The 22,685-nt window shown below is 61.2% G+C and carries 22 protein-coding genes; 14 read left to right on the forward strand and 8 right to left on the reverse strand.

Annotated elements, in window-relative coordinates; all coding sequences use genetic code 11:
* Positions 1 to 88: 88 nt before the first annotated feature.
* From ACI2KS_RS22210 to ACI2KS_RS22230, 5 genes are all read left to right on the forward strand, one after another.
* The gene (locus ACI2KS_RS22210; protein WP_404623154.1) at positions 89 to 922 is read left to right on the forward strand and encodes an alpha/beta fold hydrolase; all 834 of its coding nucleotides are present in this window, start codon (positions 89 to 91) and stop codon (positions 920 to 922) included.
* Positions 919 to 2,400, forward strand: a complete 1,482-nt coding sequence (locus ACI2KS_RS22215) for an aldehyde dehydrogenase (protein ID WP_404623155.1) — start codon at positions 919 to 921, stop codon at positions 2,398 to 2,400. Before ACI2KS_RS22210 ends, ACI2KS_RS22215 begins: the two co-directional genes overlap by 4 nt.
* A 12-nt stretch (positions 2,401 to 2,412) precedes the next feature.
* Positions 2,413 to 2,898 carry a flavin reductase family protein gene (locus ACI2KS_RS22220; protein WP_404623156.1) on the forward strand — a complete coding sequence of 162 codons (486 nt, stop codon included), beginning with the start codon at positions 2,413 to 2,415 and terminating at the stop codon, positions 2,896 to 2,898.
* A 196-nt stretch (positions 2,899 to 3,094) separates the two neighbouring features.
* On the forward strand, positions 3,095 to 3,847 hold the full coding sequence (locus ACI2KS_RS22225) for a GntR family transcriptional regulator (RefSeq protein WP_404623157.1): 753 nt from the start codon (positions 3,095 to 3,097) through the stop codon (positions 3,845 to 3,847).
* A 1-nt stretch (position 3,848) separates the two neighbouring features.
* Positions 3,849 to 4,412 carry an NUDIX hydrolase gene (locus ACI2KS_RS22230; protein ID WP_404623158.1) on the forward strand — a complete coding sequence of 188 codons (564 nt, stop codon included), beginning with the start codon at positions 3,849 to 3,851 and terminating at the stop codon, positions 4,410 to 4,412.
* A gap of 173 nt (positions 4,413 to 4,585) precedes the next feature.
* Here the strand turns inward: ACI2KS_RS22230 and ACI2KS_RS22235 are convergent, their stop codons facing one another.
* On the reverse strand, positions 4,586 to 4,879 hold the full coding sequence (locus tag ACI2KS_RS22235) for a DUF1330 domain-containing protein (protein ID WP_404623159.1): 294 nt from the start codon (positions 4,877 to 4,879) through the stop codon (positions 4,586 to 4,588).
* 111 nt (positions 4,880 to 4,990) lie between these two features.
* On the opposite strand from ACI2KS_RS22235, the gene ribBA reads away from it, so the two are divergent.
* From ribBA to ACI2KS_RS22265, 6 genes are all read left to right on the forward strand, one after another.
* A complete protein-coding gene (gene ribBA / locus ACI2KS_RS22240) occupies positions 4,991 to 6,121 on the forward strand; it encodes a bifunctional 3,4-dihydroxy-2-butanone-4-phosphate synthase/GTP cyclohydrolase II (RefSeq protein ID WP_404623160.1) in 1,131 nt (376 codons plus the stop codon).
* A gap of 285 nt (positions 6,122 to 6,406) precedes the next feature.
* On the forward strand, positions 6,407 to 7,432 hold the full coding sequence (locus ACI2KS_RS22245; protein ID WP_404623161.1) for an ABC transporter substrate-binding protein: 1,026 nt from the start codon (positions 6,407 to 6,409) through the stop codon (positions 7,430 to 7,432).
* Positions 7,417 to 8,373 carry an ABC transporter permease gene (locus ACI2KS_RS22250; protein WP_404623162.1) on the forward strand — a complete coding sequence of 319 codons (957 nt, stop codon included), beginning with the start codon at positions 7,417 to 7,419 and terminating at the stop codon, positions 8,371 to 8,373. The genes ACI2KS_RS22245 and ACI2KS_RS22250 overlap by 16 nt, the downstream gene beginning before the upstream one ends.
* Positions 8,374 to 8,379: 6 nt before the next feature.
* The gene (locus tag ACI2KS_RS22255) at positions 8,380 to 9,195 is read left to right on the forward strand and encodes an ABC transporter permease (protein ID WP_404623163.1); all 816 of its coding nucleotides are present in this window, start codon (positions 8,380 to 8,382) and stop codon (positions 9,193 to 9,195) included.
* Complete coding sequence (locus ACI2KS_RS22260; protein WP_404623164.1) at positions 9,192 to 10,343, forward strand: ABC transporter ATP-binding protein; 1,152 nt, start codon at positions 9,192 to 9,194, stop codon at positions 10,341 to 10,343. Before ACI2KS_RS22255 ends, ACI2KS_RS22260 begins: the two co-directional genes overlap by 4 nt.
* Before the next feature lie 676 nt (positions 10,344 to 11,019).
* Positions 11,020 to 11,664 carry an START domain-containing protein gene (locus ACI2KS_RS22265; protein ID WP_404623165.1) on the forward strand — a complete coding sequence of 215 codons (645 nt, stop codon included), beginning with the start codon at positions 11,020 to 11,022 and terminating at the stop codon, positions 11,662 to 11,664.
* 136 nt (positions 11,665 to 11,800) lie between these two features.
* On the opposite strand, the gene ACI2KS_RS22270 is transcribed toward ACI2KS_RS22265, so the two are convergent.
* Both ACI2KS_RS22270 and ACI2KS_RS22275 read right to left on the reverse strand, forming a co-directional pair.
* Positions 11,801 to 13,219, reverse strand: coding sequence for a purine-cytosine permease family protein (locus ACI2KS_RS22270; protein WP_404623167.1), 1,419 nt, complete (start codon positions 13,217 to 13,219; stop codon positions 11,801 to 11,803).
* A gap of 165 nt (positions 13,220 to 13,384) precedes the next feature.
* On the reverse strand, positions 13,385 to 13,513 hold the full coding sequence (locus ACI2KS_RS22275; RefSeq protein WP_404623168.1) for a hypothetical protein: 129 nt from the start codon (positions 13,511 to 13,513) through the stop codon (positions 13,385 to 13,387).
* Between the two features lie 89 nt (positions 13,514 to 13,602).
* On the opposite strand from ACI2KS_RS22275, the gene ACI2KS_RS22280 reads away from it, so the two are divergent.
* Together ACI2KS_RS22280 and ACI2KS_RS22285 are read left to right on the forward strand one after the other, a co-directional pair.
* Positions 13,603 to 14,088 (forward strand): flavin reductase family protein, encoded by a 486-nt coding sequence (locus tag ACI2KS_RS22280; protein ID WP_404623170.1) that lies wholly within the window; start codon positions 13,603 to 13,605, stop codon positions 14,086 to 14,088.
* A 117-nt stretch (positions 14,089 to 14,205) separates the two neighbouring features.
* On the forward strand, positions 14,206 to 15,243 hold the full coding sequence (locus ACI2KS_RS22285) for an LLM class flavin-dependent oxidoreductase (protein ID WP_404623171.1): 1,038 nt from the start codon (positions 14,206 to 14,208) through the stop codon (positions 15,241 to 15,243).
* A 188-nt stretch (positions 15,244 to 15,431) separates the two neighbouring features.
* On the opposite strand, the gene ACI2KS_RS22290 is transcribed toward ACI2KS_RS22285, so the two are convergent.
* From ACI2KS_RS22290 to glnT, 5 genes are all read right to left on the reverse strand, one after another.
* Positions 15,432 to 16,769: an ammonium transporter gene (locus ACI2KS_RS22290; protein WP_404623172.1), complete on the reverse strand. Its 1,338-nt coding sequence runs from the start codon at positions 16,767 to 16,769 to the stop codon at positions 15,432 to 15,434.
* Positions 16,770 to 17,006: 237 nt separating this feature from the next.
* Complete coding sequence (locus ACI2KS_RS22295) at positions 17,007 to 18,341, reverse strand: FMN-binding glutamate synthase family protein (RefSeq protein ID WP_404623173.1); 1,335 nt, start codon at positions 18,339 to 18,341, stop codon at positions 17,007 to 17,009.
* Between the two features lie 15 nt (positions 18,342 to 18,356).
* Positions 18,357 to 19,040, reverse strand: coding sequence for a protein glxC (locus ACI2KS_RS22300; protein ID WP_404623174.1), 684 nt, complete (start codon positions 19,038 to 19,040; stop codon positions 18,357 to 18,359).
* Positions 19,041 to 19,051: 11 nt separating this feature from the next.
* Positions 19,052 to 19,957 carry a glutamine amidotransferase family protein gene (locus tag ACI2KS_RS22305; protein ID WP_404623175.1) on the reverse strand — a complete coding sequence of 302 codons (906 nt, stop codon included), beginning with the start codon at positions 19,955 to 19,957 and terminating at the stop codon, positions 19,052 to 19,054.
* Positions 19,958 to 20,151: 194 nt separating this feature from the next.
* Positions 20,152 to 21,486, reverse strand: coding sequence for a type III glutamate--ammonia ligase (gene glnT / locus ACI2KS_RS22310; protein ID WP_404623176.1), 1,335 nt, complete (start codon positions 21,484 to 21,486; stop codon positions 20,152 to 20,154).
* Positions 21,487 to 21,776: 290 nt separating this feature from the next.
* Between glnT and ACI2KS_RS22315 the strand changes: the two genes are divergently transcribed.
* A complete protein-coding gene (locus ACI2KS_RS22315; RefSeq protein WP_404623177.1) occupies positions 21,777 to 22,382 on the forward strand; it encodes a helix-turn-helix domain-containing protein in 606 nt (201 codons plus the stop codon).
* The last annotated feature ends 303 nt before the right edge of the window (positions 22,383 to 22,685 follow it).

The following is a 22,685-nucleotide window of genomic DNA, read 5'->3' on the forward strand; positions in this document are numbered from 1 at the left end:
ACCGCAGCTGCCGGCAAGCCCGACGGCTACGCACGTGCGACGCTGCCAGACAGCGCGGATACTAATAAGGTTTGCAGGAGCGATTCACATGATTCGGCTCAGCGCTGAACGCACCCCGGCCGGCACCAGTTATCTGGCGACCGGCCAAGGCCAGCCCGTGGTATTGATCCACGGGGTTGGTCTGAACAAGGAGATGTGGGGAGGACAGATCGTCGGTCTGTCCCCGCACTATCGAGTCATTGCCTACGACATGCTCGGCCATGGCGCCAGCCCGCGCCCGGACCCCGAGACCGGGCTGCCCGGTTACGCCGAGCAACTGCGTGAGTTGCTGGAGCACTTGAACCTGCCCAGCGCCACGGTCATCGGCTTTTCCATGGGCGGTCTGGTGGCACGCGCGTTCGCCCTGCACTTCCCTGAGCACCTGTCGGGGATGGTGATCCTCAACAGCGTGTTCAACCGCAGCGCCGAGCAACGTGCAGGCGTCATCGCGCGCACCAGCCAGGCCGCCGAGCATGGCCCCGACGCCAACGCCGCCGAGGCGCTGACGCGCTGGTTCAGCCGTGAATACCAGGCGGCCAATCCGGCGCAGATCGCAGCGATCCGGCAGGTGCTGGGCAGCAATGATCCGCAGGGTTATCTGACCACCTACCAACTGTTTGCCACCCAGGACATGTACCGCGCTGACGATCTGGGCCAGATTCGTGCGCCGACACTGATCGCCACCGGTGAGCTGGACCCCGGTTCAACCCCGGACATGGCCCGGCAACTGGCAATGCGCATTCACGGTGCACAGGTGCAGATACTGGCCGAGCAGCGGCATATGATGCCGGTGGAATCGCCACGCCTGGTCAACCAGATGCTCCTGGATTTCCTCAAGCAGGCAGACGCGCAAAACACTTCGGCAAAGGGGATCGTTGCATGAGCCTTACCCGTTTCCAGATGTGCATCGACGGCCAATGGGTCGATGCGTTATCCGGCAAGACCTTCGAAAGCCTCAACCCGGCGCTGGCCCAGCCCTGGGCCGAACTGCCAGACGCCGATGAAGCCGATGTCGAGCGCGCCGTACAAGCGGCTCAAGCGGCTTTCGAGAACCCGGCCTGGCGCAAACTGAGCGCCACCGCGCGTGGCAAACTGCTGCGCCGGCTGGGCGATCTGATTGGCGAAAACAAGGAACACCTGGCGCAGCTGGAAAGCCGCGACAATGGCAAGCTGATTCGCGAGACCCGCGGCCAGGTCAGCTACCTGCCGGAGTTTTTCCATTACACCGCAGGCCTGGCCGACAAGCTCGAAGGCGGTACGCTGCCGCTGGACAAGCCCGATCTGTTTGCCTACACCGTGCACGAACCCATGGGCGTGGTGGCCGGGATCATTCCCTGGAACAGTCCGCTGTACCTGACCGCGATCAAACTGGCGCCTGCCCTGGCGGCCGGCAACACCATCGTCCTCAAGCCCTCCGAACATGCCTCGGCGACCATTCTGGAGCTGGCGCGCCTGGCCCTTGAAGCCGGCATTCCGCCGGGCGTGGTCAACGTGGTGACCGGCTATGGCCCGAGTACCGGCGCCGCCCTCACCCGCCATCCGCTGGTGCGCAAGATCGCCTTCACCGGCGGCGCGGCCACGGCCCGGCATGTGGTGCGCAGCAGCGCCGAGAACTTCGCCAGACTGTCGCTGGAACTGGGCGGCAAGTCACCGAACATCATCTTCGCCGATGCCGATCTGGAGAGCGCGATCAACGGCGCGGTTGCCGGGATCTACGCCGCCTCGGGCCAAAGCTGCGTATCCGGCTCGCGCTTGCTGGTGCAGGACGAAATCTACGACGAGTTCGTCGAACGCCTGGTGGCACGCGCCCAGCGTATTCGCATCGGCAATCCGCAGGATGAAGCCAGCGAAATGGGCCCGATGGCCACCGCCCAGCAACTGGCGGTAGTCGAAGGGCTGGTCGCTGATGCCCTGGCCGAAGGCGCGCGCCTGCGCACTGGCGGCAAACGTGCGCAACTCGATTGTGACGGCTGGTACTACGAGCCGACGCTGTTCGAGTGCGACAGCAATTCGATGAAGATCATGCAGGAAGAAGTCTTCGGCCCGGTCGCCTCGGTGATCCGCTTCAAGGATGAAGCCCAGGCGCTGGCCATCGCCAACGACTCGCAATTCGGCCTGGCCGCCGGGATCTGGACCCGTGATCTGGGGCGTGCCCATCGCCTGGCTCGGGACGTGCGCTCCGGCATCATCTGGGTCAACACCTATCGCGCCGTATCGGCCATGGCGCCTATCGGCGGTTTCAAGAACAGCGGCTATGGTCGCGAGAGCGGTATCGATTCGGTACTGGCCTACACCGAGCTTAAAACGGTGTGGATCAATCTCTCGCAGGAACCGATGCCCGACCCCTTCGTGATGCGTTAAGAGGTTTTCGACATGATCGAACCCGGGATCTACAAAGACGTCATGGCGTCCTTTCCCTCCGGTGTCACGGTGGTCACCACCCTAGGCCCGGATGGCGGCATCGTCGGCATCACCGCCAGTGCGTTCAGCGCCCTGTCGATCGATCCGGCGCTGGTGCTGTTCTGCCCCAACTACGCCTCGGACACCTACCCGATATTGCGTGACAGCAAGCAATTCGCGATTCACTTGCTGTCGGCCGAGCAGACCGCCGAAGCCTACGCCTTTGCCGGCAAAGGCAAGGACAAGGCCAAAGGCATCGAGTGGCATTTGAGCGAACTGGGCAATCCGCTGCTGGCCAAGGCCACGGCGATCATCGAGTGCGAACTGTGGCGCGAGTATGACGGCGGCGATCACGCCATCATCGTCGGCGCGGTCAAGCACCTGATCCTGCCGCAGGAGCCGGTCACGCCGATGGTCTACCACCGCGGCAAACTGGGGCCATTGCCGGTTCTGGCGTGATATTCGCTGATCAAGAGTAGAATTGCGGCCCATCCTGGCGATGGGCTTGCTGGTTGGCGGCACACAGCGTGATAAACTGCGCAACGTTTTGGCCCATTCGGCCACCCCAGTCAACTACATGGCTGCCTGAAATGACTGCGTGCTTGAGCATCGAGCCGCTTTTTTCGCACGGACAGCCATCTTCAGAGCGGACTCCATGAAACGCCTGCCACTCGACGACAGCTTCAAGGTCAATCGCAACCCCGTGACTCTTCGGGAAATCGTGCTGGATAAACTGCGCAGCGCGATCATGAATTTTCAATTGCTGCCCGGTGATCGCCTGGTCGAACGCGATCTGTGCGATCGCCTCGGCGTCAGCCGCACTTCTGTGCGTGAAGCCCTGCGCCATCTCGAATCCGAAGGCCTGGTGGAATTCGCCGATGCCAAGGGCCCACGCGTGGCTATCATCACCCTGGAAGACGCCTGCGACATCTATGAGCTGCGCTGCGTGCTCGAGGGTCTGATCGTCCAGCTGTTCACCCTGCGCGCCAAGGCCAAGGACATCCGTGCCCTGGAAAAAGCCCTCAACGAAAACACCAAGGCGCTGGAAGAAGGCGAGTTGCAACAGGTGCTGGACTCGGTACAGGGCTTCTACGACGTGTTGTTCGAGGGTTCCGGCAACCACGTTGCGGCCACCCAGCTACGCCAGTTGCAGGCCCGTATCAGCTATCTGCGTGCGACCTCGGTGTCTCAGGAAAACCGCCGCGGTGCGAGCAATCAGGAAATGGAAAAAATCGTCGCGGCGATCAAGAGCGGCGACCCGCTGGCAGCGCATCAGGCGTCGGTCGATCACGTGCGCAGCGCGGCCAGGGTGGCCCTCGATTACCTCAAATCCAAACAGGACGACGGCAGCAAAGTGCGCGCCATCGTCGAACCCGTGGTTCTGAAGGAACCGCGCATAGGACGCTGACATGCCCGCCCCGCGCTTTTGTCCGCAATGTGGCAGCTCTGACCTGGTGCAGCGCATTCCTGATGGAGACACACATGCGCGGCTGATGTGCGGGGCGTGTCAGCACATCCACTACGTCAACCCGAAGATCATCGCCGGCTGCATCATCGAGCGCGACGGCAAATACCTGTTGTGTCAGCGCGCGATTCCACCGCGCCCAGGCACCTGGACTTTGCCGGCAGGTTTCATGGAAGCCGGTGAAACCACCGAGCAGGCGGCATTGCGCGAGGTCTGGGAAGAAAGCGGCGTACGTGCCGAGATCATCTCGCCCTATTCGATCTTCAGCGTGCCGCAGATCAGCGAGGTGTACATCGTGTTCCGCGCCATCGCCCTGGACATCACCGGGCAGTTCGGCCCGGAAACCCTGGCCTGCCAGTTCTTCGCCCCCGAAGACATCCCGTGGGACAGCATCTACTACCCGGCCATCCGGCAGATCCTGGAGCGCTACATCACCGAGCGTCAGGCCGGGGTGTACGGGATTTACGTGGGCAATGACGATACCGGAAAGGTGCATTTCATTCGGTAAAAGTTCATCGCATCGCTGATTGATCGTCCCCCGCTCTGCGTGGGAATGCCTCCCCGACGCTGAGCGTGAGAACGATCAAAAGCGCATCGTATGACCACCGCTGCGCTGTTGGTCGTCGGCATTCCAGACTCCGACGCCCTGCGGGCAGAATCAAAAAGCACGGGCTACGCACCCTACCCCGCAAACGCCTCGACAATCACGATCTCGGCTTGGGCCACGTCCTGCCTGTAACTGATTGCTTGCTGATACTCGGGCGAGTGATAACAGGCCAGCGCCTGCTCGTAGGATTCGAACTCGATGACCACTGTGCGCTGCGGGGTCTTGCGGCCCTCCAGGGCTTCGGCGCGGCCCCCTCGTGCCAGAAACTTCCCTCCGTATCTGGCGAATGCCGCAGGCCCGCGCTGGGTGTACTCGGCGTATTGCGTCGGGTCAGTGATGTCTACATGGGCAATCCAGTAAGCCTTCATCGCACTCTCGCTCATTAATCCAGTTTGTGGTTTCAAACCGGTGGAAACTGTGAAATATTCTGTCTTATGGTATACCACTATTTTCCATCTTATAAAACAGAGATCCCGAGTATGGCGTTCGACCGCATCGAAGACATCATCGAAGACTACCGCCTGGGCAAGATGGTCCTGCTGGTCGATGATGAGGACCGGGAAAACGAGGGCGACCTGCTGCTCGCGGCCGACCGCTGCACGCCACAGGCCATCAGCTTCATGGCCAACCAGGCGCGCGGGCTGATCTGCCTGACCCTGACCGACGAGCATTGCCAGCGTCTGGGCCTTGAACAAATGGTGCCCAGCAACGGCAGTGTGTTCTCCACCGCTTTCACCGTATCCATCGAAGCGGCAACCGGAGTCACTACCGGCATTTCCGCCGCCGACCGGGCGCGCACCGTGCAGGCGGCTGTGGCTGCAGATGCCACCGCTGAAGACCTGGTGCAGCCTGGGCACATCTTCCCTTTGCGTGCTCGCGAAGGCGGCGTGCTGACTCGCGCCGGGCACACCGAAGCCGGTTGCGATCTGGCACGCCTGGCCGGTTTCACAGCCGCCTCGGTGATTGTCGAGGTGATGAATGACGATGGCAGCATGGCCCGGCGCCCGGATCTTGAGCGCTTCGCCGCCAGGCATGGGATTCGCATCGGCACCATCGCCGATCTGATCCACTACCGCCTCAGCACCGAGCACACCGTGGTGCGCATCGGCGAGCGCGAACTGCCCACCGTACACGGCACCTTCCGGCTGATCAGCTATGAAGACCGCATCGAAGGTGGCGTGCACATGGCCATGGTCATGGGCGACATTCGCCGTGAAGAATCAACCCTGGTGCGCGTGCATGTGGTCGACCCGCTGCGCGACCTGGTTGGCGCCCAATACCACGGACCGGCCAACTGGACCTTGTGGGCCGCCCTGCAAAAGGTCGCGCAGGAAGGTCGGGGCGTCGTCGTGGTGCTGGCCAATCATGAGTCCTCGCAAGCGTTGCTCGAACGCATACCGCAACTGACCCAGGCACCGCGCCAGTACACCCGTTCGCAGTCCAGAATCTACTCGGAAGTGGGCACCGGGGCGCAAATCCTGCAAGACATCGGCGTCGGCAAACTGCGTCATCTGGGCCCGCCACTGAAATACGCCGGGCTCACTGGCTATGATCTGGAAGTGGTTGAAAGCATTCCCTTTCCTGACCCTGCACAGACGCTCGCCAGCTGATTCGTTTCACCGGTGAATCGGCGTTTGGCCCTGTAAACACAGGGCCTGTGCTTACAAAAAAATCAAAAACAGGACGCTTTAATAACGGCAAAGTGCTTGCGGAAAGTTTGGAATACCATAATATGACATTCCGTAGGCCGCAGCTTTTTTCAGCCAGGGACGCCCGCAAGGGACAGCACAAACAACAGCCTCTGGCCGGCCCCGATTTTCAGATCCAGTGGATCCACTGTCCCGACAAGCGGGCGATGACAGCCCGCTCAAAACACAACAAATGAGGGCGTGAAAATGGTGTTGATTCAACGTGCAACAGCGGTCCTGACAGCAAGTGTGTTGGCGCTCTCGTGTCACGCAGCCATGGCTGCTGATAGCGTCAACTTCGTCAGTTGGGGCGGCTCTACCCAGGATGCGCAGAAACAGGCCTGGGCCAACTCGTTCAGCAAAAGCACCGGCACCGCGGTGGTTCAGGACGGGCCTACCGACTACGGCAAGCTCAAGGCCATGGTCGAAAGCGGCAACGTGCAGTGGGACGTGGTCGATGTCGAGGCCGACTTCGCGCTGCGGGCCGCCAGCGAAGGGTTGCTTGAGCCTCTGGACTTCTCGGTGATCAAAAAGGATCGCATCGATCCACGCTTTGTCTCCGAGCATGGCGTCGGTTCGTTCTACTTCTCCTTCGTACTGGGCTACAACGAAAGCAAACTGGGCAAAGCCAAGCCCGATGACTGGACGGCACTGTTCGACACCAAGACCTACCCCGGCAAACGCGCGCTGTACAAATGGCCAAGCCCGGGTGTGCTGGAACTGGCCCTGCTGGCCGACGGCGTTGCGCCAGACAAGCTCTACCCGCTGGACCTGGATCGCGCCTTCAAGAAACTCGACACCATCAAGAAAGACATCGTCTGGTGGGGCGGCGGTGCGCAGTCGCAACAGTTGCTGGCATCCGGTGAGGCCTCGCTGGGTCAGTTCTGGAACGGGCGCACCTATGCATTGCAACAGGATGGCGCGCCGGTGGGCGTGAGCTGGAAGCAGAACCTGGTCATGGCCGATTTCCTGGTGGTGCCAAAGGGCGCCAAGAACAAGGACGCGGCGATGAAGCTGATTGCCGAGGCCTCCAGCGCCAAGGGTCAGGCGGACTTCTCCAACCTCACCGCCTATGCGCCGGTCAACCTGGACAGCGTGCAGCGCCTGGACTCGACCCTCGCGCCAAACCTGCCGACCGCCTACGCTAAGGATCAAATCACTCTCGACTTCGCGTACTGGGCCAAGAACGGTCCGGCCATCGCGACACGGTGGAACGAATGGCTGGTCAAATAAAAATGACGGCCATCGCGTCCCGTCAATCCAACCCGGCCGGTGGTGCGTCCAGCACCGCCGGCGCGGCACCCGCCCAGGCCGTGACAATGAAACAATCGCAGCGCCTGTCACAACGCTGGAAAGGCAGCCGCAACCTGCTGCCTGCCCTGCTATTCCTCGGCCTGTTCTTCTTCGCGCCACTGATCGGCCTGTTGCTGCGCGGCGTGCTGGAGCCTACCCCCGGCTTTGGCAACTACGAGCAACTGTTCGCCAACTCAGCCTATGCCCGCGTGCTGTTCAACACCTTCTCGGTGGCGGGTCTGGTGACGTTGTTCAGCCTGCTGCTGGGCTTTCCGCTGGCCTGGGCCATTACCCTGGTGCCGCGTGGCTGGGGCCGCTGGATGCTCAACATCGTGCTGCTGTCGATGTGGACCAGCCTGTTGGCGCGCACCTACTCCTGGCTGGTGCTGCTGCAAGCCTCCGGGGTCATCAACAAGGCGCTGATGGCCATGGGCGTCATCGATCAGCCGCTGGAAATGGTGCATAACCTGACCGGTGTGGTGATCGGCATGAGCTACATCATGATCCCGTTCATCGTGCTGCCGTTGCAGGCAACCATGGCCGCCATCGATCCGATGGTGTTGCAGGCCGGTTCCATCTGCGGCGCCAGCCCCTGGACCAACTTCTTCAAGGTCTTCCTGCCACTGTGTCGCTCGGGGCTGTTCTCGGGCGGGCTGATGGTGTTCGTGATGTCCCTGGGGTACTACGTGACCCCCGCGCTGCTCGGTGGCGCCCAGGACATGATGTTGCCGGAGTTCATCGTGCAGCAGGTGCAGTCGTTCCTCAATTGGGGCCTGGCCAGTGCGGCCGCCGCGTTGCTGATCGTGATCACCCTGGTGCTGTTCTATTTCTACCTCAAGCTGCAGCCGGAATCCCCGGTCGGCTCCAATCACGCGAGGTAATCCGCCATGCTCCTGACACCCAATGCCATGGGCCCACGCCTGCGCTGGGGGCTGTATTCGGTCACTGGCCTGATTGCGCTGTTTCTGCTGCTGCCGATCGTGTTCATCGTGCTGCTGTCGTTCGGTTCGTCCCAGTGGCTGGTGTTTCCACCGCCCGGCTGGACCCTGAAGTGGTACCAGCAGTTCTTCAGCAACCCGGAATGGATGGCCGCGGCATTCGCCAGCCTGAAGGTCGCCGTGCTGACCACGATTTTTGCCGTGGCCCTGGGGCTGCCGACCGCGTTCGCCCTGGTGCGCGGGCGCTTTCCCGGCCGCGACATGCTCTACGGCATCTTCACCCTGCCGATGATCGTGCCGCTGGTGATCATCGCGGTGGCGGTCTATGCGCTGTTTCTCAAGCTCGGCTACACCGGCACGCTGTTTTCCTTTGTGGTCAGCCACGTGATCGTCGCCCTGCCGTTTACCATCATCTCGATCATCAACTCGCTCAAGCTGTTCGATCAATCGATCGAGGATGCTGCGGTGATCTGCGGTGCGTCGCGGATCCAGGCAGTGATCAAGGTGACCTTCCCGGCCATCCGCCCGGGCATGGTCGCCGGCGGCCTGTTCGCGTTTCTGGTGTCGTGGGATGAGGTGGTGCTCAGCGTGATGATGGCCAGCCCCAACCTGCAGACCCTGCCCGTCAAGATGTGGACCACCCTGCGCCAGGACCTGACCCCGGTGATCGCCGTCGCCTCGACGCTGCTGATCGCCCTGTCGGTGCTGGTCATGTTTATCGCCGCGACCCTGCGTCGCCGCAACGAAGCGAGGATGCCTTCATGAGTGCCGTGATCAAAGACGCTGCACAACCGCAACAAACCCTGGTCAGCCTGCGCAACCTGAACAAGCACTACGGCGACTTCGCTGCCGTGGACGATATCTCCCTGGACATTCAGGACGGTGAGTTCCTGACCTTCCTGGGCTCCAGCGGCTCGGGCAAGAGCACCACGCTGTCGATGCTGGCGGGCTTTGAAACGCCAAGCTCCGGCGAGATTCTGGTGTCCGGCAAGTCGCTGGTGAACGTGCCGCCACACAAGCGCGACATCGGCATGGTGTTCCAGCGGTACTCGCTGTTTCCGCATCTGTCGGTGCGCGACAACATCGCCTTCCCGCTGGCCATCCGCAAACTGGCCGCGGCCGAACGCAACAAGCGCGTCGATGCCATGCTCAAGCTGGTGCAGCTGGATCAATTCGCCCATCGCCGCCCTTCGCAACTGTCCGGCGGCCAGCAGCAACGGGTGGCCATCGCCCGGGCGCTGGTCTACGAGCCGCGCATTCTGCTGATGGACGAGCCGCTCGGCGCACTGGACAAAAAGCTGCGTGAAGACCTGCAGGACGAACTGCGTCAATTGCATCGGCGCCTGGGCATCACCATCGTCTACGTGACCCACGATCAGGAAGAAGCCATGCGCCTGTCCCAGCGCATCGCGATTTTCAGCCACGGCAAGATCGTCGGGTTGGGCAGTGGTTATGACCTCTATCAGAACCCGCCGAACGCGTTCGTGGCTTCGTTTTTGGGGAATTCCAACTTTCTCAAGCTCAAGGCGCAGGGCAATGGTGTGGCGACGTTCGAAGGCCAGTCGCTGTCGATCCGCCTGACAGCGGGGCTTACCCGCGATCAGGACGTGCTGCTGATGATTCGTCCGGAGAAAGCCCAGGCACTGAGCGTTGATCAGGCCGCTGCGCAACCGCTGCAGAGTGGCTGGAACGAAGTCAGCGCCAGGGTCGGGGAAGTGCTGTTCCTCGGTGAAAGCCAGACCTGCACCGTCGCCACTCAAGGCGGCACCAGCATGACGGTCAAGGCGCTGTCTGCCGCCGGCATGCCGCTCAAGACCGGTGATCAGGTGCGTGTGCGCTGGGCCACGGCGGATGCCTGTGTGTATACGCAATGGGCGGAGAGTGATTTGAACAAGGCGGCCGGGGCGCATTGAGTTTGGGGTGGAGTCGTTACGTCAATAGTATTTGAACTGCTCAATCGGTGGTGCGGGTGGAGGCTCTGGCCGACGCCAGACCTGTTTCGCCTTCGGCGAGTTACTTGAAAAGACACCCAGTAACCCAGTGTCCTGGCTCCTGGTTTGGCCTGCACCCATGTCGCATTTTGTGGTGCATGGACGATCGCGTTAAACCAACAAAAGCCAAATCAGAAGCAAAAACCCCGGATCAGCGCTCTGCTGTTGATACACATGCGCGATCGTTCCCACGCTCTGCGTGGGAATGCCTTACAGGACGCTCCGCGTCCCAATGACGCGGAGCGTCATGCGCTGCGTTACCACGCAGAGCGTGGGAACGATCATGCCGAGATGTGTGAACGACACAAATTGCGACTTTGGGAGGCCGCGCGCAGGTATTGCGCAGGGGGGCAGCGCCGGAGGGAGGGGACTCGACGAAGTCGGGGCCGGACACGCAGCCCGAACCCTGGTTACTTGAGGTCAGCAAGTAACTCACCGGAGGCGAAACAGTCCTGCCGCCAGGCACGATCAGAAACCCAGCGCCTATACGCACACCAGATCGACCCCGTAACCCGGCGCCAACGCACAACGCCCCACCAAACTCACCTATGCTCATACGACTCGCGCCCCGCCCACGTGCAGTCCAGGAGCTCTCCTCATGAAAACACTGCCCGGTCTGTGCGCTGTACTGCTGACTGTTTTTTCTACCTGCTCGATTGCCCGGGACTGGCAGTTGGCCAAGGACGAAGACGGCATCAAGGTTTACCTCAATCGCGTCCCCCACTCGCAATACCAGAGCTTTCGCGGCGTCGCGCTGATCAAGGCTGATGTACCGACCCTGAGCCATCTGCAGGAGAACCTGACCATCGCCTGCAAGTGGCTGTACGCCTGCGCCGACATGCGTCTGCTGAAGATCGAGGGCGACAGTACCTTCGTCTACCTGACCACCGAATTGCCATGGCCGGCCAACACCCGGGACATGGTATTGCGGGTGCGGACCGAACAGACCGACGACGGCGGCGTGGTGCGCCATTTGAGCGCGGTCAACGGCATGCAGCCAGAAGTACCTGGGGTGATTCGCGTCGAGCAGCTCGAAGGCGTCTGGCAGATGGTGCCCAAGGGTGAGCGGGAAACCGAGGTGACCTATCAACTGCAGGCCGAGCCCGCCGGAGATATTCCATCGTGGCTGGCCAACCGTTTCGTGATCGATGCGCCGATGGTAACGCTCAAGACATTACGCGCGGTGGCCGAGCATCAGGGTGGACACTCGGCAGATGTAGAGGGAGGCGGTCGTACACCGTGAAGCCGGACTGGAGGCGCAACCTGTGGGAGTGAGCTTGCTCGCGATACGTTTGGCCAATCAACGTTGAATTGACAGGTCTGACGTTATCGCGAGCAAGCTCACGCCTACAAGTCTTGATATCGGTTCGCAGCCTCACTTATTCAGCAAACCTCAACCGGGCCACCCGGTCCTGCGCTACCCGCCCCCGCGTCGCCAGACAGTAATACAACGGGCAGGTCACCAGCAGCCCCACCAGCCACGACAGATCCACCCCTTCCAGGTAGTTGGCGTACGGTCCGACATACAGCGAGGTATTGGCAAACGGCAGTTGCACGATGATGCCGATGAAGTAGGCGATGATCGCGTGCGGGTTGAAGCGTCCGTAGATCCCGCCGTCGCTGCTGAAGATCGAGGCGATGTCGTAGCTGCCGCGTTTGATCAGGTAAAAGTCGATCAGATTGATCGAAGCCCACGGCACCAGCACGATCAACAGGGTCAGGATCAGCCCGATGAACTGACCGATGAAACCACTGGAGGCGCCCACCGCGGTGATGCAGCAACCGGTCAGAATCACGGTCGCCAACATCACGCGCACCTTGATGCTCGGCGTCCAGTTCCCGGCGAAGGTCTGGATCGAGGTGACGATCGAGAGCACCGCGCCGTACAGGTTCAGGGCGTTGTGGCTGATGATGTTGAGCAGGAACAGCAGCATCAGGATCGGGCCGAGCACGCCGGTCGCCTGCTTGACCGCCACCATTGCCTCGGTGCCTTCAGGCGTCGCCAGTACCGCTACTGCGCCGAAGCTGAACGACAGAATGGTGCCCAGCGTCGCGCCAAAATAAGTCGCCCAGAACGGTTTGGCAAAACCGATATCGCATGGCAGGTACCGCGAATAATCGGAGACGTAGGGCGAGAAACTGATCTGCCAGATGATCCCCAGGCAAATCGTCGCCAGCCAGCCGGAGAGGTTGAAACTGCCCCGGCTGAAGAAGTCCAGCGGCAATTGGCTGCTGAAGATCATGATGAAACCGGCCAACAGGGCTGCGCCCATCACCCAGGTGCCGATGCGGTTGAGGGTGTGGATGAAGCGATAGCCGATCACGCCAATGGCCGTTGCGCTCAAGGCGCCGATGACCACACCGGCCGGCAACGGAACCGACGGCAGCATGCCATGGATCGACTGGCCGGCCAGGACGATGTTGGAGATGAAAAACCCGACGTAGATCAGCGCCGCGAAAAACACGATCAGCAGCGCGCCGAAACGTCCGAACTGACCACGGCTCTGGACCATTTGCGGGATGCCCATGCGCGGCCCCTGAGCCGAGGCAAGGGCAATCACCACCCCGCCAATCATGTGGCCCAGGGCAATGGCGACAAGGCCCCACAACAGGTTCAAGTGGAACACCTGAACCACCATCGCCCCGGTGACGATGGGCAGTGGCGCAATGTTGGTACTGAACCACAGCGTGAACAGATCCCGTGCCTTGCCGTGGCGTTCAGCCAGCGGCACGTAGTCAACGGTGTGGTTTTCAATCAATGGAGCGGCATGGCTGCCGTGGGAATCGGAAGTAGTCATCGTCTCGCCTGAGTGCTTGTCTTTGTTCTTGTGTTCTTGCCGAGCTGAAACCAACAAGCGGCTCGCTGGCCCACAGGCTCTGGCGGCACGCTTGAACATCGTAAACACTTCCCTGCACTCACGAACGACGCCACCATATTATGGTATGCCAACAATTTACAACCGTCAGATGTCGTTTTTCTGATGCGCCGCAAGGCTCAGATAGCGCTTGAAAAAACGGTTCAGCAGCGTCTGGAATGCCCCTCTGCGCCAGTCAAAGTCCCCCCACTGATATTTCAAAAGCACGCCGCTCATGAGAAAAACTGCTTGCACGAAGAGTATTACGGTATACCATCAGACACACAAAACTCATCACCTTCGGCAGTGACCGCAGAGGTAGCAAAATGATCGACGCAAACGCTTATAAGAACGTCATGGGCTCCTTCCCTTCCGGCGTCACGGTGATCACCACCCTCAATGACGACGGTGAAGTGGTCGGCCTGACTGCCAGCGCTTTCAGCTCGCTGTCGATGGACCCGCCGCTGGTGCTGTTCTGCCCCAACTACAGCTCCGATTCATACCCGACGCTGATCAAGAACAAGCGTTTCGCGATTCATCTTCTGTCCGGCACCCAGCAGAGCGAAGCCTACGCTTTCGCCCGCAAAGGCAAGGACAAGGCCGCCGGCATCGAGTGGACCCTGAGCGAGCTGGGCAACCCGCTGCTGGCCAACGCTAGCGCGATCATCGAGTGTGAGCTGTGGCGCGAATACGAAGGTGGCGACCACGCGATCATGGTCGGTGCGGTGAAAAACCTGATCCTGCCCGAGCAACCCTGCAGCCCGCTGGTGTATTGCCGCGGCAAAATGGGCGCCCTGCCCGCCTTCGCTTGAGCGTGGTGTATCTGCACACCGATCGCTTGAACAGCAGCGGCACTAAGTATTACGGTATACCTAAAAAACGCCCGACGGCTCTTCACTGAGCGCTAAGAAAAATCCGAGGTAAGCGTCATGAAATTTTCATTGTTCGTACACATGGAACGCTGGGATGAGTCTGTCAGCCACCGGCAGCTGTTCGAGGACCTCACCGAGCTGACGCTGATGGCCGAACAAGGCGGTTTCAGCACCGTGTGGATTGGCGAACACCACGCCATGGAATACACCATCTCGCCAAGCCCGATGCCGTTGCTCGCGTACCTGGCAGGCAAGACCAGCACCATTCACCTGGGCGCCGGCACCATCATCGCGCCGTTCTGGCACCCTTTGCGCGTGGCCGGTGAATGCGCGCTGCTGGATGTGATCAGCAACGGCCGCATGGAAGTCGGTCTGGCCCGTGGCGCCTATCAGGTCGAGTTCGATCGCATGGCCGGCGGCATGCCAGCCTCCTCAGGTGGCCAGGCATTGCGCGAGATGGTCCCGGTGGTCAAGGCACTCTGGCAAGGCGACTACGCCCACGACGGCGACATCTGGAAATTCCCGACATCGACCAGCGTGCCCAAGCCGGTGAAGACGCCACCGATGTGGATCGCCGCGCGCGACCCGGATTCGCACAACTTCGCCGTAGCCAATGGCTGCAACGTGATGGTCACGCCGCTGATGAAAGGCGATGAGGAAGTCGTCGATCTGAAGAACAAATTCGAAGCCGCGCTGGCCAACAACCCTGAGGTGCCACGCCCGCAATTGATGGTCCTGCGCCACACCCATGTGCATGCCGAAAACGACCCTCAAGGCTGGGAAGTCGGCGCTCGGGCAATTTCCAGGTTCTATCGCACGTTCGATGCCTGGTTCGGCAACAAGACCACGCCGGTCAACGGCTTTCTTGCGCCAAGCCCGGAAGAGAAGTTCGCCGAGCGCCCCGAGTTCGCGCTTGAAAGCATCCACAAGACTGCAATGATCGGCACACCGGAAGAGATCATCCCGCGCATCAAGTACTACCAGGAACTGGGCGTGGACGAATTCAGCTTCTGGTGCGACAACAGCCTGCCCCATGCCGAGAAAAAGAAGTCGCTGGAGTTGTTCATCAAGCACGTGGTGCCAGCGTTTCGATAGATGCGGGTGAGCGCAATCGAGGTAGCATACTGACCCGACGCATCCCCTGTAGCAGCTTAGCCGCACACAGTGCATGACCAGGCACTGATCCTCTGGCAGTCCGGCTTGCCGGCGGTGGCGATTTCAAATAGGCCACCGCCGGCAAGCCGGGCTGCTACAGGGACAAGGCTGTTGCCCGCAAACACCCATCAGTGGTTATAAGCACTCTCATTGTGCTCAGCCAGATCCAGGCCCATTTCCTCGACATGTTCGTCGGCGCGCAAGCCGATGACGGCCTTGATCACTTTGAGAATGATCCAGCTCACCGCAAAGCAATAGACCGTGGTGAACAACACCCCTTTGAGTTGCGCCACCACCTGACCGCCCAGGGTTACGCCTTCGACCAGGCCACCCATGGACGGCACGCAGAACACGCCGGTCAGCACCGCACCGATCATCCCGCCAATGCCATGCAGCCCGAACACATCCAGGGTGTCGTCATAACCAAAGCGCTGCTTGAGCACTGTGACGCTGAGGAAGCAGAACACGCCGCACAGCAGACCGATCGCCAGGGCACCGCCGACACCGACGTAGGCACAGGCAGGCGTGATACCCACCAGCCCCGCCAATGCACCGCTGGCCAGACCCAGCGCACTGGGCTTGCCGACCTTGAACCACTCGGTGAACATCCAGCCCAGGATGCCCGCACAGGCGCCCAGCTGAGTGTTGAGCATGACAATGCCGGACAGGCCGTTCAAACCGCCGCCCGAGCCGATGTTGAAGCCGAACCAGCCGACCCAGAGCATCGCCGCGCCGGCCATGGTCAGGCTCAGGTTATGCGCAGGCATCGGGGCGTTGGCGTAACCCTTGCGTTTGCCCAGCATCAGGCAGGCTGCCAGCGCCGCCACGCCTGCGTTGATGTGCACCGCAGTGCCACCGGCGAAATCCAGCACGCCCCAGTTATGCATCAAGGCACCCGCCCCGCCCCAGACCATGTGCGCCACCGGCGCGTACACCAGGGTGAACCACACCGCCATGAACAGCAGCGCGGCGGAGAACTTCATGCGCTCGGCAAAGGCACCGGCAATCAGTGCCGGAGTAATGATGGCGAAGGTCATCTGGAAGGTCACGAACACCCCTTCCGGGATGTCGCCAACCAGGCTGTCAGGCGTCATGCCTGCCAGAAACGCCCGGCTCAGCCCCCCGACGAAGCTGTTGAAGCTGACCTGGCCTTCGACCATGTTGCTGGTATCGACCACCATGCTGTAGCCATAGACCACCCACAACACCCCCACCACCCCGGCAACGCCGAAGCATTGGGTGAACAGCGACAGCATGTTCTTGGCGCGCACCAGGCCACCATAAAACAGGGCAAGCCCGGGCAGGCACATGAACAGCACCAGCACCGCCGCCGTGATCATCCAGGCGGTACTGCCGGTATTGAGCGTCGGGGCGTCGGCCGCCTGGGCCAGAGGAACGCAAGCGCCAAGCGCCACGAAGGTCAAGAGAGACGCGGGAAGGGATTTGCCGGGTAGACGGTTAACCATTTTCGAAGCTCCTGCAATGAATGGAAAAGTGTCTGGCAGAAAGCGAGGTGATGAAGCGCCGGGCCTTGCTGGCCTCTTTGAATGGTGCAAAAAGCAGATACGCCGTATGAGCTCCCTGCAGACCGCAAAAACCAGTAGGCGTGAGCTTGCTCGCGATCGCCTTGCGTCGGTCAACACACGTGCTGAAGGCAGAATGCAATCGCGAGCAAGCTCACGCCTACCGGGCTGTGATGCCGGTTAGTACTGCAACCCCGGAATCCACGAGGTGCCTGCCAGGGGCACCCGCGCCATGGCCGCCGATTCCACGGTCAAGGCCACCAGATCCTCGGGATCAAGGTTGTGCAGGTGCGACTTGCCGCAGGCGCGGGCCATGGTCTGTGCTTCGAGCACCAGCACACGCAAATAATTGGCCAACCGGCGCCCGCCCTCGACCGGGTCCAGGCGTTTGGACAGCTCCGGGTCCTGGGTGGTGATGCCCGCCGGATCACGGCCGTTCTGCCAGTCGTCATAAAAACCGGCGGCCGAGCCGATTTTCTTCAGCTCTTCATCCAGGCGCGGATGGTTGTCGCCCAGGGCGATCAATGCCGCCGTACCGATGGCCACTGCGTCCGCACCCAGGGCCATGGCCTTGGCCACATCGGCGCCGTTGCGGATGCCGCCGGAAACGATCAACTGCACCTTGCGATGCATGCCCATTTCCTGCAGCGCCTGAACCGCCTGCGGGATGGCCGGCAGAATCGGGATGCCGACGTGCTCGATGAACACCTCCTGCGTCGCTGCCGTGCCGCCTTGCATGCCGTCGAGCACGATGACGTCGGCACCGGCCTTGACCGCCAGCTTGACGTCGTAGTACGGGCGACTGGCGCCGATCTTCACGTAAATCGGTTTTTCCCAATCGGTGATCTCGCGGATCTCGGCGATCTTGATCGCCAGGTCATCCGGCCCGGTCCAGTCCGGGTGACGACACGCCGAGCGCTGATCGACGCCGATTGGCAGCGTGCGCATGCCCGCCACACGCTCGGTGACCTTCATCCCCAGCAGCATGCCGCCACCGCCGGGTTTGGCACCCTGGCCCAGGACGATCTCGATGGCGTCGGCCTTGCGCAGGTCATCGGGGTTCATGCCGTAGCGCGACGGCAGATACTGATAGACCAGATGCTGCGACTGACCGCGTTCTTCCGGGGTCATGCCGCCGTCACCGGTGGTGGTGCTGGTGCCGGCGATGGTTGCGCCACGGCCCAGGGCTTCCTTGGCATTGGCTGACAGCGCGCCGAAGCTCATGCCGGCAATGGTCACGGGAATCTTCAGGTGAATCGGCTTCTTGGCGAAGCGATTGCCAAGGATCACGTCCGTGCCGCACTTCTCGCGATAGCCTTCCAGCGGGTAACGCGAAACGCTGGCGCCGAGCAATAGCAGATCGTCGAAATGCGGCAGCTTGCGCTTGGTGCCACCGCCACGGATGTCATAAATGCCGGTCTCCGCCGCGCGCTGGATTTCCTGGATGGTCAGGCGATCGAAGGTGGCCGATTCGCGCAGCACCGGAGGGGCTTTTGGAGTATTGGAGTCGCTCATGTTCTTGCTCCTGGATCAGTACGCGGAGGCGTTATCGACTTTGAAGTTGTACAGCTGACGGGCCGAGCCATAGCGCTTGAAATCTGCGGCTTTCTCGTTGAAGCCTGCGCGATTGAGCAGCTCTTGCAGCTCTTCGATGTGCTCGGCGCGCATCTCTTTGGCGATGCAGTCGGAGCCCAGCGACTCGACCGTGCCTTTGACATAGATGCGCGTTTCATAGAGCGAATCGCCCAGCGCATCGCCCGCGTCGCCGCAGACCACCAGACGCCCGGCCTGGCCCATGAAGCAGCTCATGTGACCGATGCTGCCGCCGACCACGATGTCGATGCCTTTCATGGAGATCCCGCATCGGGCGCCAGCATCGCCTTCGATGACCAATAGCCCGCCATGTGCCGTGGCACCGGCCGCCTGCGAGGCGCTGCCCTTGACCCGCACATAACCGGACATCATGTTTTCGGCGCAGCCCACGCCGACATTGCCGTGCACGGTGACCGAGGCTTTCTGGTTCATGCCGGCGCAGTAGTAGCCGGCGTGGCCCTGGATATCCACCGACACCGCCTGGTTGACGCCGACGGCCAGGTTATGGGCGCCGTTGGGATGAGTGACCAGCCATTCGCGGTCCTGGAGGTCGTTGACTTGATCGTGCAGGGCCTGATTCAGATCGCGCACAGTGCTGGTGGAAAGATCGATGGTTTTCATGTGCGTGCTCCTTAAGCCGACTCGCGTTCCCAGATGTACATGGTGGCGGGAACGGGTTCCCAGACCTTGGCCTTCTCGATGCCCGGCAGACTCGACAAGGCCTGGTATTCCGAAGCCATGGCGACGTAATCGTCGGTCTCGGCGAGGATCGCCGGCTTGCAGGCGATAGGGTCGCGAATCACTGCAAAGCCATTGCGCGTGCCGATGGCGAAGGTGAAGAAGCCGTCCAGCGCCTCAAGCGAACTGTCCAGTGCGGTCTTCAACGAGTCGCCTTGCTGCAGACGCCAGGCCAGGTATCCGGCAGCGACTTCGGTGTCGTTCTCGGTATCGAAATGGATCCCTTCGCGACGCAGTTCCTGACGCAGACGGAAGTGGTTGGACAGCGATCCGTTGTGCACCAGGCACAAGTCGGCACCGGTGGAAAACGGGTGGCTGCCTTCCATGGTCACCGCGCTTTCGGTGGCCATGCGGGTATGGCCGATAATGTGGCTGCCCTTCATGCTGGCCAGGCCAAAACGCTCGGAGATTTCCCTGGGCAGGCCCATGCCCTTGAGGATTTCAATGCTCTTGCCGGCACTCATGATGCGCACGGAGGGTGCCAGTTCGCCCAGGGCGGCGCGCACGGCGGCCTCTTCGGCCTGGATTTTCAACACAATGGCGCTGGCGTTCTGGAACCAGTCCAGCGCTGCACCGAGCTTGCCTTGCAGCACTGCGATCAACGCCTTGAAGTCATAGCCATCAGTGGTCGCCTGCAGGGTCAGCTTGACCCAGCCATCGGCCACTTCGTCGCCATAGATGGCAAAACCTGCGCTGTCCGGGCCGCGGTCGGTCATGGCTTCGAGCATCGGCTCGAAGAGCTTGCCGAGCTGGGATTCCAGCGCCGGGTTTTTCAGGTAGAGACCCACGATCCCACACATATTTCATACTCCTGGGCAGACGATGCCCAACCCACTGGCTGGGCATCAGAAACGGTTGGTGATGACGAACAGCTAGCTCTGTAGCCGTCCGGCTTGCCGGCGCTCGCACAGTGACTGCAACAAATTCGTCGACTGATCCCGCGCAGCCATCGGCAAGCCGGACGGCTACAGGGGTCAGCGACAGCGCCGGAAAATCAGAAGAATTCGGTGTAGCGTTTGATCTCCCAATCGCTCACATGGCGGCTGTATTCCACCCACTCCATGCGCTTGAGCTTGATGAATTCGCCGACGATCTCGTTGCCCAGCACTTCGGCAAACAGCGGATCGGCTTCCAGCGCGTCGCAGGCTTCCTTGAGCGACTGCGGCAAGGTCTTGATGCCGCGCGCGGCGATTTCTTCCAGGCTCAGCTTGTAGAGGTTCTCGTTGCAGACGTTGTCGATTTCCAGCTTGCGGTCGATGCCATCCAGGCCGGCGGCGATGATCGCGGCGCTGACCAGGTATGGGTTGCAACCGGCGTCCGGCAGACGAAATTCCAGACGGCCGTAAGGCACGCGCACCATGGCCGAGCGGTTGTTGGAACCGAAGGCGATAAAGGCTGGCGCCCAGGTGGCGCCGGACAACGAATTTCCCACCACCAGACGCTTGTAGGAATTGACCGTCGGTGCGGCAAACGCACACAGTGCCGGCCCATGTGCGAGCAGACCGGCGGCGAAGTGGTAGGCCATTTTTGACAGGCCCATGCCGCTCGGATCGCTGGCATCATGGAACAGGTTCTTGTTGCTGGCGCTGGCGATCGACAGGTGGAAGTGCATGCCATTGCCCGCGCGTTTGGGGTCCGGCTTGGGCATGAACGAGCAGATCATGCCCATGTCGTTGGCGATCTCGCCGGCCGCCATGCGAAAGAACGTGAAACGGTCCGCGGACTCCATCGCATCGCTGTAGGTGTAATTGATCTCGAACTGGCCGTTGGCGTCTTCGTGGTCGATCTGATAGATGTCAAAACCCACCGGTTGCAAGGCTTCGGTCAGACGCTCGAGAAACTCGCGGGAGCGCGACAGGCCCTTGTAGTCGTAGCACGGCTTGTCCAGCGAATCGCTGGCGTCGACCAGTTGCAGCGCGCCTGTTGCATCGCGCTTGAACAGGCTGAATTCAGGCTCAAGGCCGGTGTTCAGGGTCCAGCCACGGTCGCTCAGACGCTCGACCTGTTTGTGCAACACATAGCGGCTGTCGTAGGGCCATGGCTTGCCCTCGACATGCCCGATGCACACCACCCGGCCATAACCCTTCTGCCAGGGCACCGGGGTCAACGACGCCAGATCACCCTTGGCCATGAAGTCCGGCCCGTGAGGCTCCATGCCCATGCCGCAGATGGCAAAACCGGCAAAGCCCGCGCCCGCTTCTGCGACCATTTCCAGGCCCGATACCGGCACCGATTTGGTCTTGGATGAGCCGTGGATGTCGACGAATTGAGCCAGCACGTATTTGATCCCGTGCTCCTCGATCAGCCGCTGTGTTTCGGGTGGCAACATGAGTGTTCACTCCTGGCGGAAGGCAAAACGTTGAGGTTTGGAACCTGAGTTCGTGGTCCTGACGGAGGGTTATTCCATTCAAGAAACTTACTTTCCCATGAGGAATGCAAGTGCCTTGCCAGTTTGGTATGCCAACACTCCAATTCACGGCGAAGCGGCATTTCTGCTCTATATATGGGAAACTCTTTTTCACTGTGGGAATAATCCGCGGCCAAGCGATCAGCCGGATGCCCGACTCGCACATTCCTGGTGCGAATTTAAAATTATTGAACGGAAACTGTGCAGAGCCCATGAATACCCATGAAGAACACCAGCCGAAGTTGAAGCTCGAGCAGTACCTGGGCATCCAGATCAAACGTCAGCGACAGGCGCAGGAGTTGAAGCTGGCCGATGTGGCCCGCATTGCCGGGATCAGCCAGGGCATGTTGAGCAAGATCGAGAACGCTCAGGTCTCCACCAGCCTGGATAACCTCAGCCGGCTGTGCGACGTGCTGGGGATGCCGATGTCCAAGCTGTTCAGCCAGTACGACCAGCAAGGCAGCAGCGCGTTACTGGTCAAGCGTGACGAGGGGCTGGAGGTGGTGCGTCGCGGCACGGAGAAGGGCCACACCTATCACCTGCTCAACCACACCCGCGGGCCGAAGAAGAGTTTTGAGGCCTACATGGTCAGCATGGATGACGCCAGCGAGGAGTTCCCGACCTTCTCCCACCCCGGCACCGAGTTTCTGCATTTGCTGGAGGGCGAATTGGTGTATCGCCACGGTAATCAGCTGTACCGCATGGAAGCCGGCGACAGCCTGACCTTCGACGGTGACATTCCTCATGGCCCAGAAGAATTGGTGCAGGTGCCGATTCGCTTGTTGTCGATCATGAATTACGGGGCTCAGGGGGAGTAAATCTGCGCTTGGGCGGGATCTGTGTGGCAGATTGACGGCACGGCGGGTCAGGTACATCGCGTCAACAGGCTTTGCTGGCGCTTCGCGCCAGATCGTCGGCAAGCCAACTCCCACGCCCTCCGGGCAGAAGCGGGTGGACAATCTGACGGCCTGTGGTTGGAAGCTCTCGACCTCTGACGTCCTGCGGGCAGAAGCGATAGACCGCTACTGCGCCGCCTGCTTTTGATTCTGGCCGCAGGCCGTGGGAGCTTGGCTTGCCAGCGATCTGCCGGGCACCGGCAGTAGAGTCAGACGGCGCGGCGG

Source organism: Pseudomonas sp. NPDC087358 (assembly GCF_044900785.1).
Lineage (GTDB): Bacteria > Pseudomonadota > Gammaproteobacteria > Pseudomonadales > Pseudomonadaceae > Aquipseudomonas.

Bases quoted from the DNA above. Each gene is read 5' to 3' on its own strand.
- ACI2KS_RS22210 (WP_404623154.1), top strand. From the start codon at position 89: ATGATTCGGCTCAGCGCTGAACGCACCCCGGCCGGCACCAGTTATCTG.
- ACI2KS_RS22215 (WP_404623155.1), top strand. From the start codon at position 919: ATGAGCCTTACCCGTTTCCAGATGTGCATCGACGGCCAATGGGTCGAT.
- ACI2KS_RS22220 (WP_404623156.1), top strand. From the start codon at position 2,413: ATGATCGAACCCGGGATCTACAAAGACGTCATGGCGTCCTTTCCCTCC.
- ACI2KS_RS22225 (WP_404623157.1), top strand. From the start codon at position 3,095: ATGAAACGCCTGCCACTCGACGACAGCTTCAAGGTCAATCGCAACCCC.
- ACI2KS_RS22230 (WP_404623158.1), top strand. From the start codon at position 3,849: ATGCCCGCCCCGCGCTTTTGTCCGCAATGTGGCAGCTCTGACCTGGTG.
- ACI2KS_RS22235 (WP_404623159.1), bottom strand. From the start codon at position 4,879: ATGAAGGCTTACTGGATTGCCCATGTAGACATCACTGACCCGACGCAA.
- ribBA (WP_404623160.1), top strand. From the start codon at position 4,991: ATGGCGTTCGACCGCATCGAAGACATCATCGAAGACTACCGCCTGGGC.
- ACI2KS_RS22245 (WP_404623161.1), top strand. From the start codon at position 6,407: ATGGTGTTGATTCAACGTGCAACAGCGGTCCTGACAGCAAGTGTGTTG.
- ACI2KS_RS22250 (WP_404623162.1), top strand. From the start codon at position 7,417: ATGGCTGGTCAAATAAAAATGACGGCCATCGCGTCCCGTCAATCCAAC.
- ACI2KS_RS22255 (WP_404623163.1), top strand. From the start codon at position 8,380: ATGCTCCTGACACCCAATGCCATGGGCCCACGCCTGCGCTGGGGGCTG.
- ACI2KS_RS22260 (WP_404623164.1), top strand. From the start codon at position 9,192: ATGAGTGCCGTGATCAAAGACGCTGCACAACCGCAACAAACCCTGGTC.
- ACI2KS_RS22265 (WP_404623165.1), top strand. From the start codon at position 11,020: ATGAAAACACTGCCCGGTCTGTGCGCTGTACTGCTGACTGTTTTTTCT.
- ACI2KS_RS22270 (WP_404623167.1), bottom strand. From the start codon at position 13,219: ATGACTACTTCCGATTCCCACGGCAGCCATGCCGCTCCATTGATTGAA.
- ACI2KS_RS22275 (WP_404623168.1), bottom strand. From the start codon at position 13,513: ATGAGCGGCGTGCTTTTGAAATATCAGTGGGGGGACTTTGACTGGCGC.
- ACI2KS_RS22280 (WP_404623170.1), top strand. From the start codon at position 13,603: ATGATCGACGCAAACGCTTATAAGAACGTCATGGGCTCCTTCCCTTCC.
- ACI2KS_RS22285 (WP_404623171.1), top strand. From the start codon at position 14,206: ATGAAATTTTCATTGTTCGTACACATGGAACGCTGGGATGAGTCTGTC.
- ACI2KS_RS22290 (WP_404623172.1), bottom strand. From the start codon at position 16,769: ATGGTTAACCGTCTACCCGGCAAATCCCTTCCCGCGTCTCTCTTGACC.
- ACI2KS_RS22295 (WP_404623173.1), bottom strand. From the start codon at position 18,341: ATGAGCGACTCCAATACTCCAAAAGCCCCTCCGGTGCTGCGCGAATCG.
- ACI2KS_RS22300 (WP_404623174.1), bottom strand. From the start codon at position 19,040: ATGAAAACCATCGATCTTTCCACCAGCACTGTGCGCGATCTGAATCAG.
- ACI2KS_RS22305 (WP_404623175.1), bottom strand. From the start codon at position 19,957: ATGTGTGGGATCGTGGGTCTCTACCTGAAAAACCCGGCGCTGGAATCC.
- glnT (WP_404623176.1), bottom strand. From the start codon at position 21,486: ATGTTGCCACCCGAAACACAGCGGCTGATCGAGGAGCACGGGATCAAA.
- ACI2KS_RS22315 (WP_404623177.1), top strand. From the start codon at position 21,777: ATGAATACCCATGAAGAACACCAGCCGAAGTTGAAGCTCGAGCAGTAC.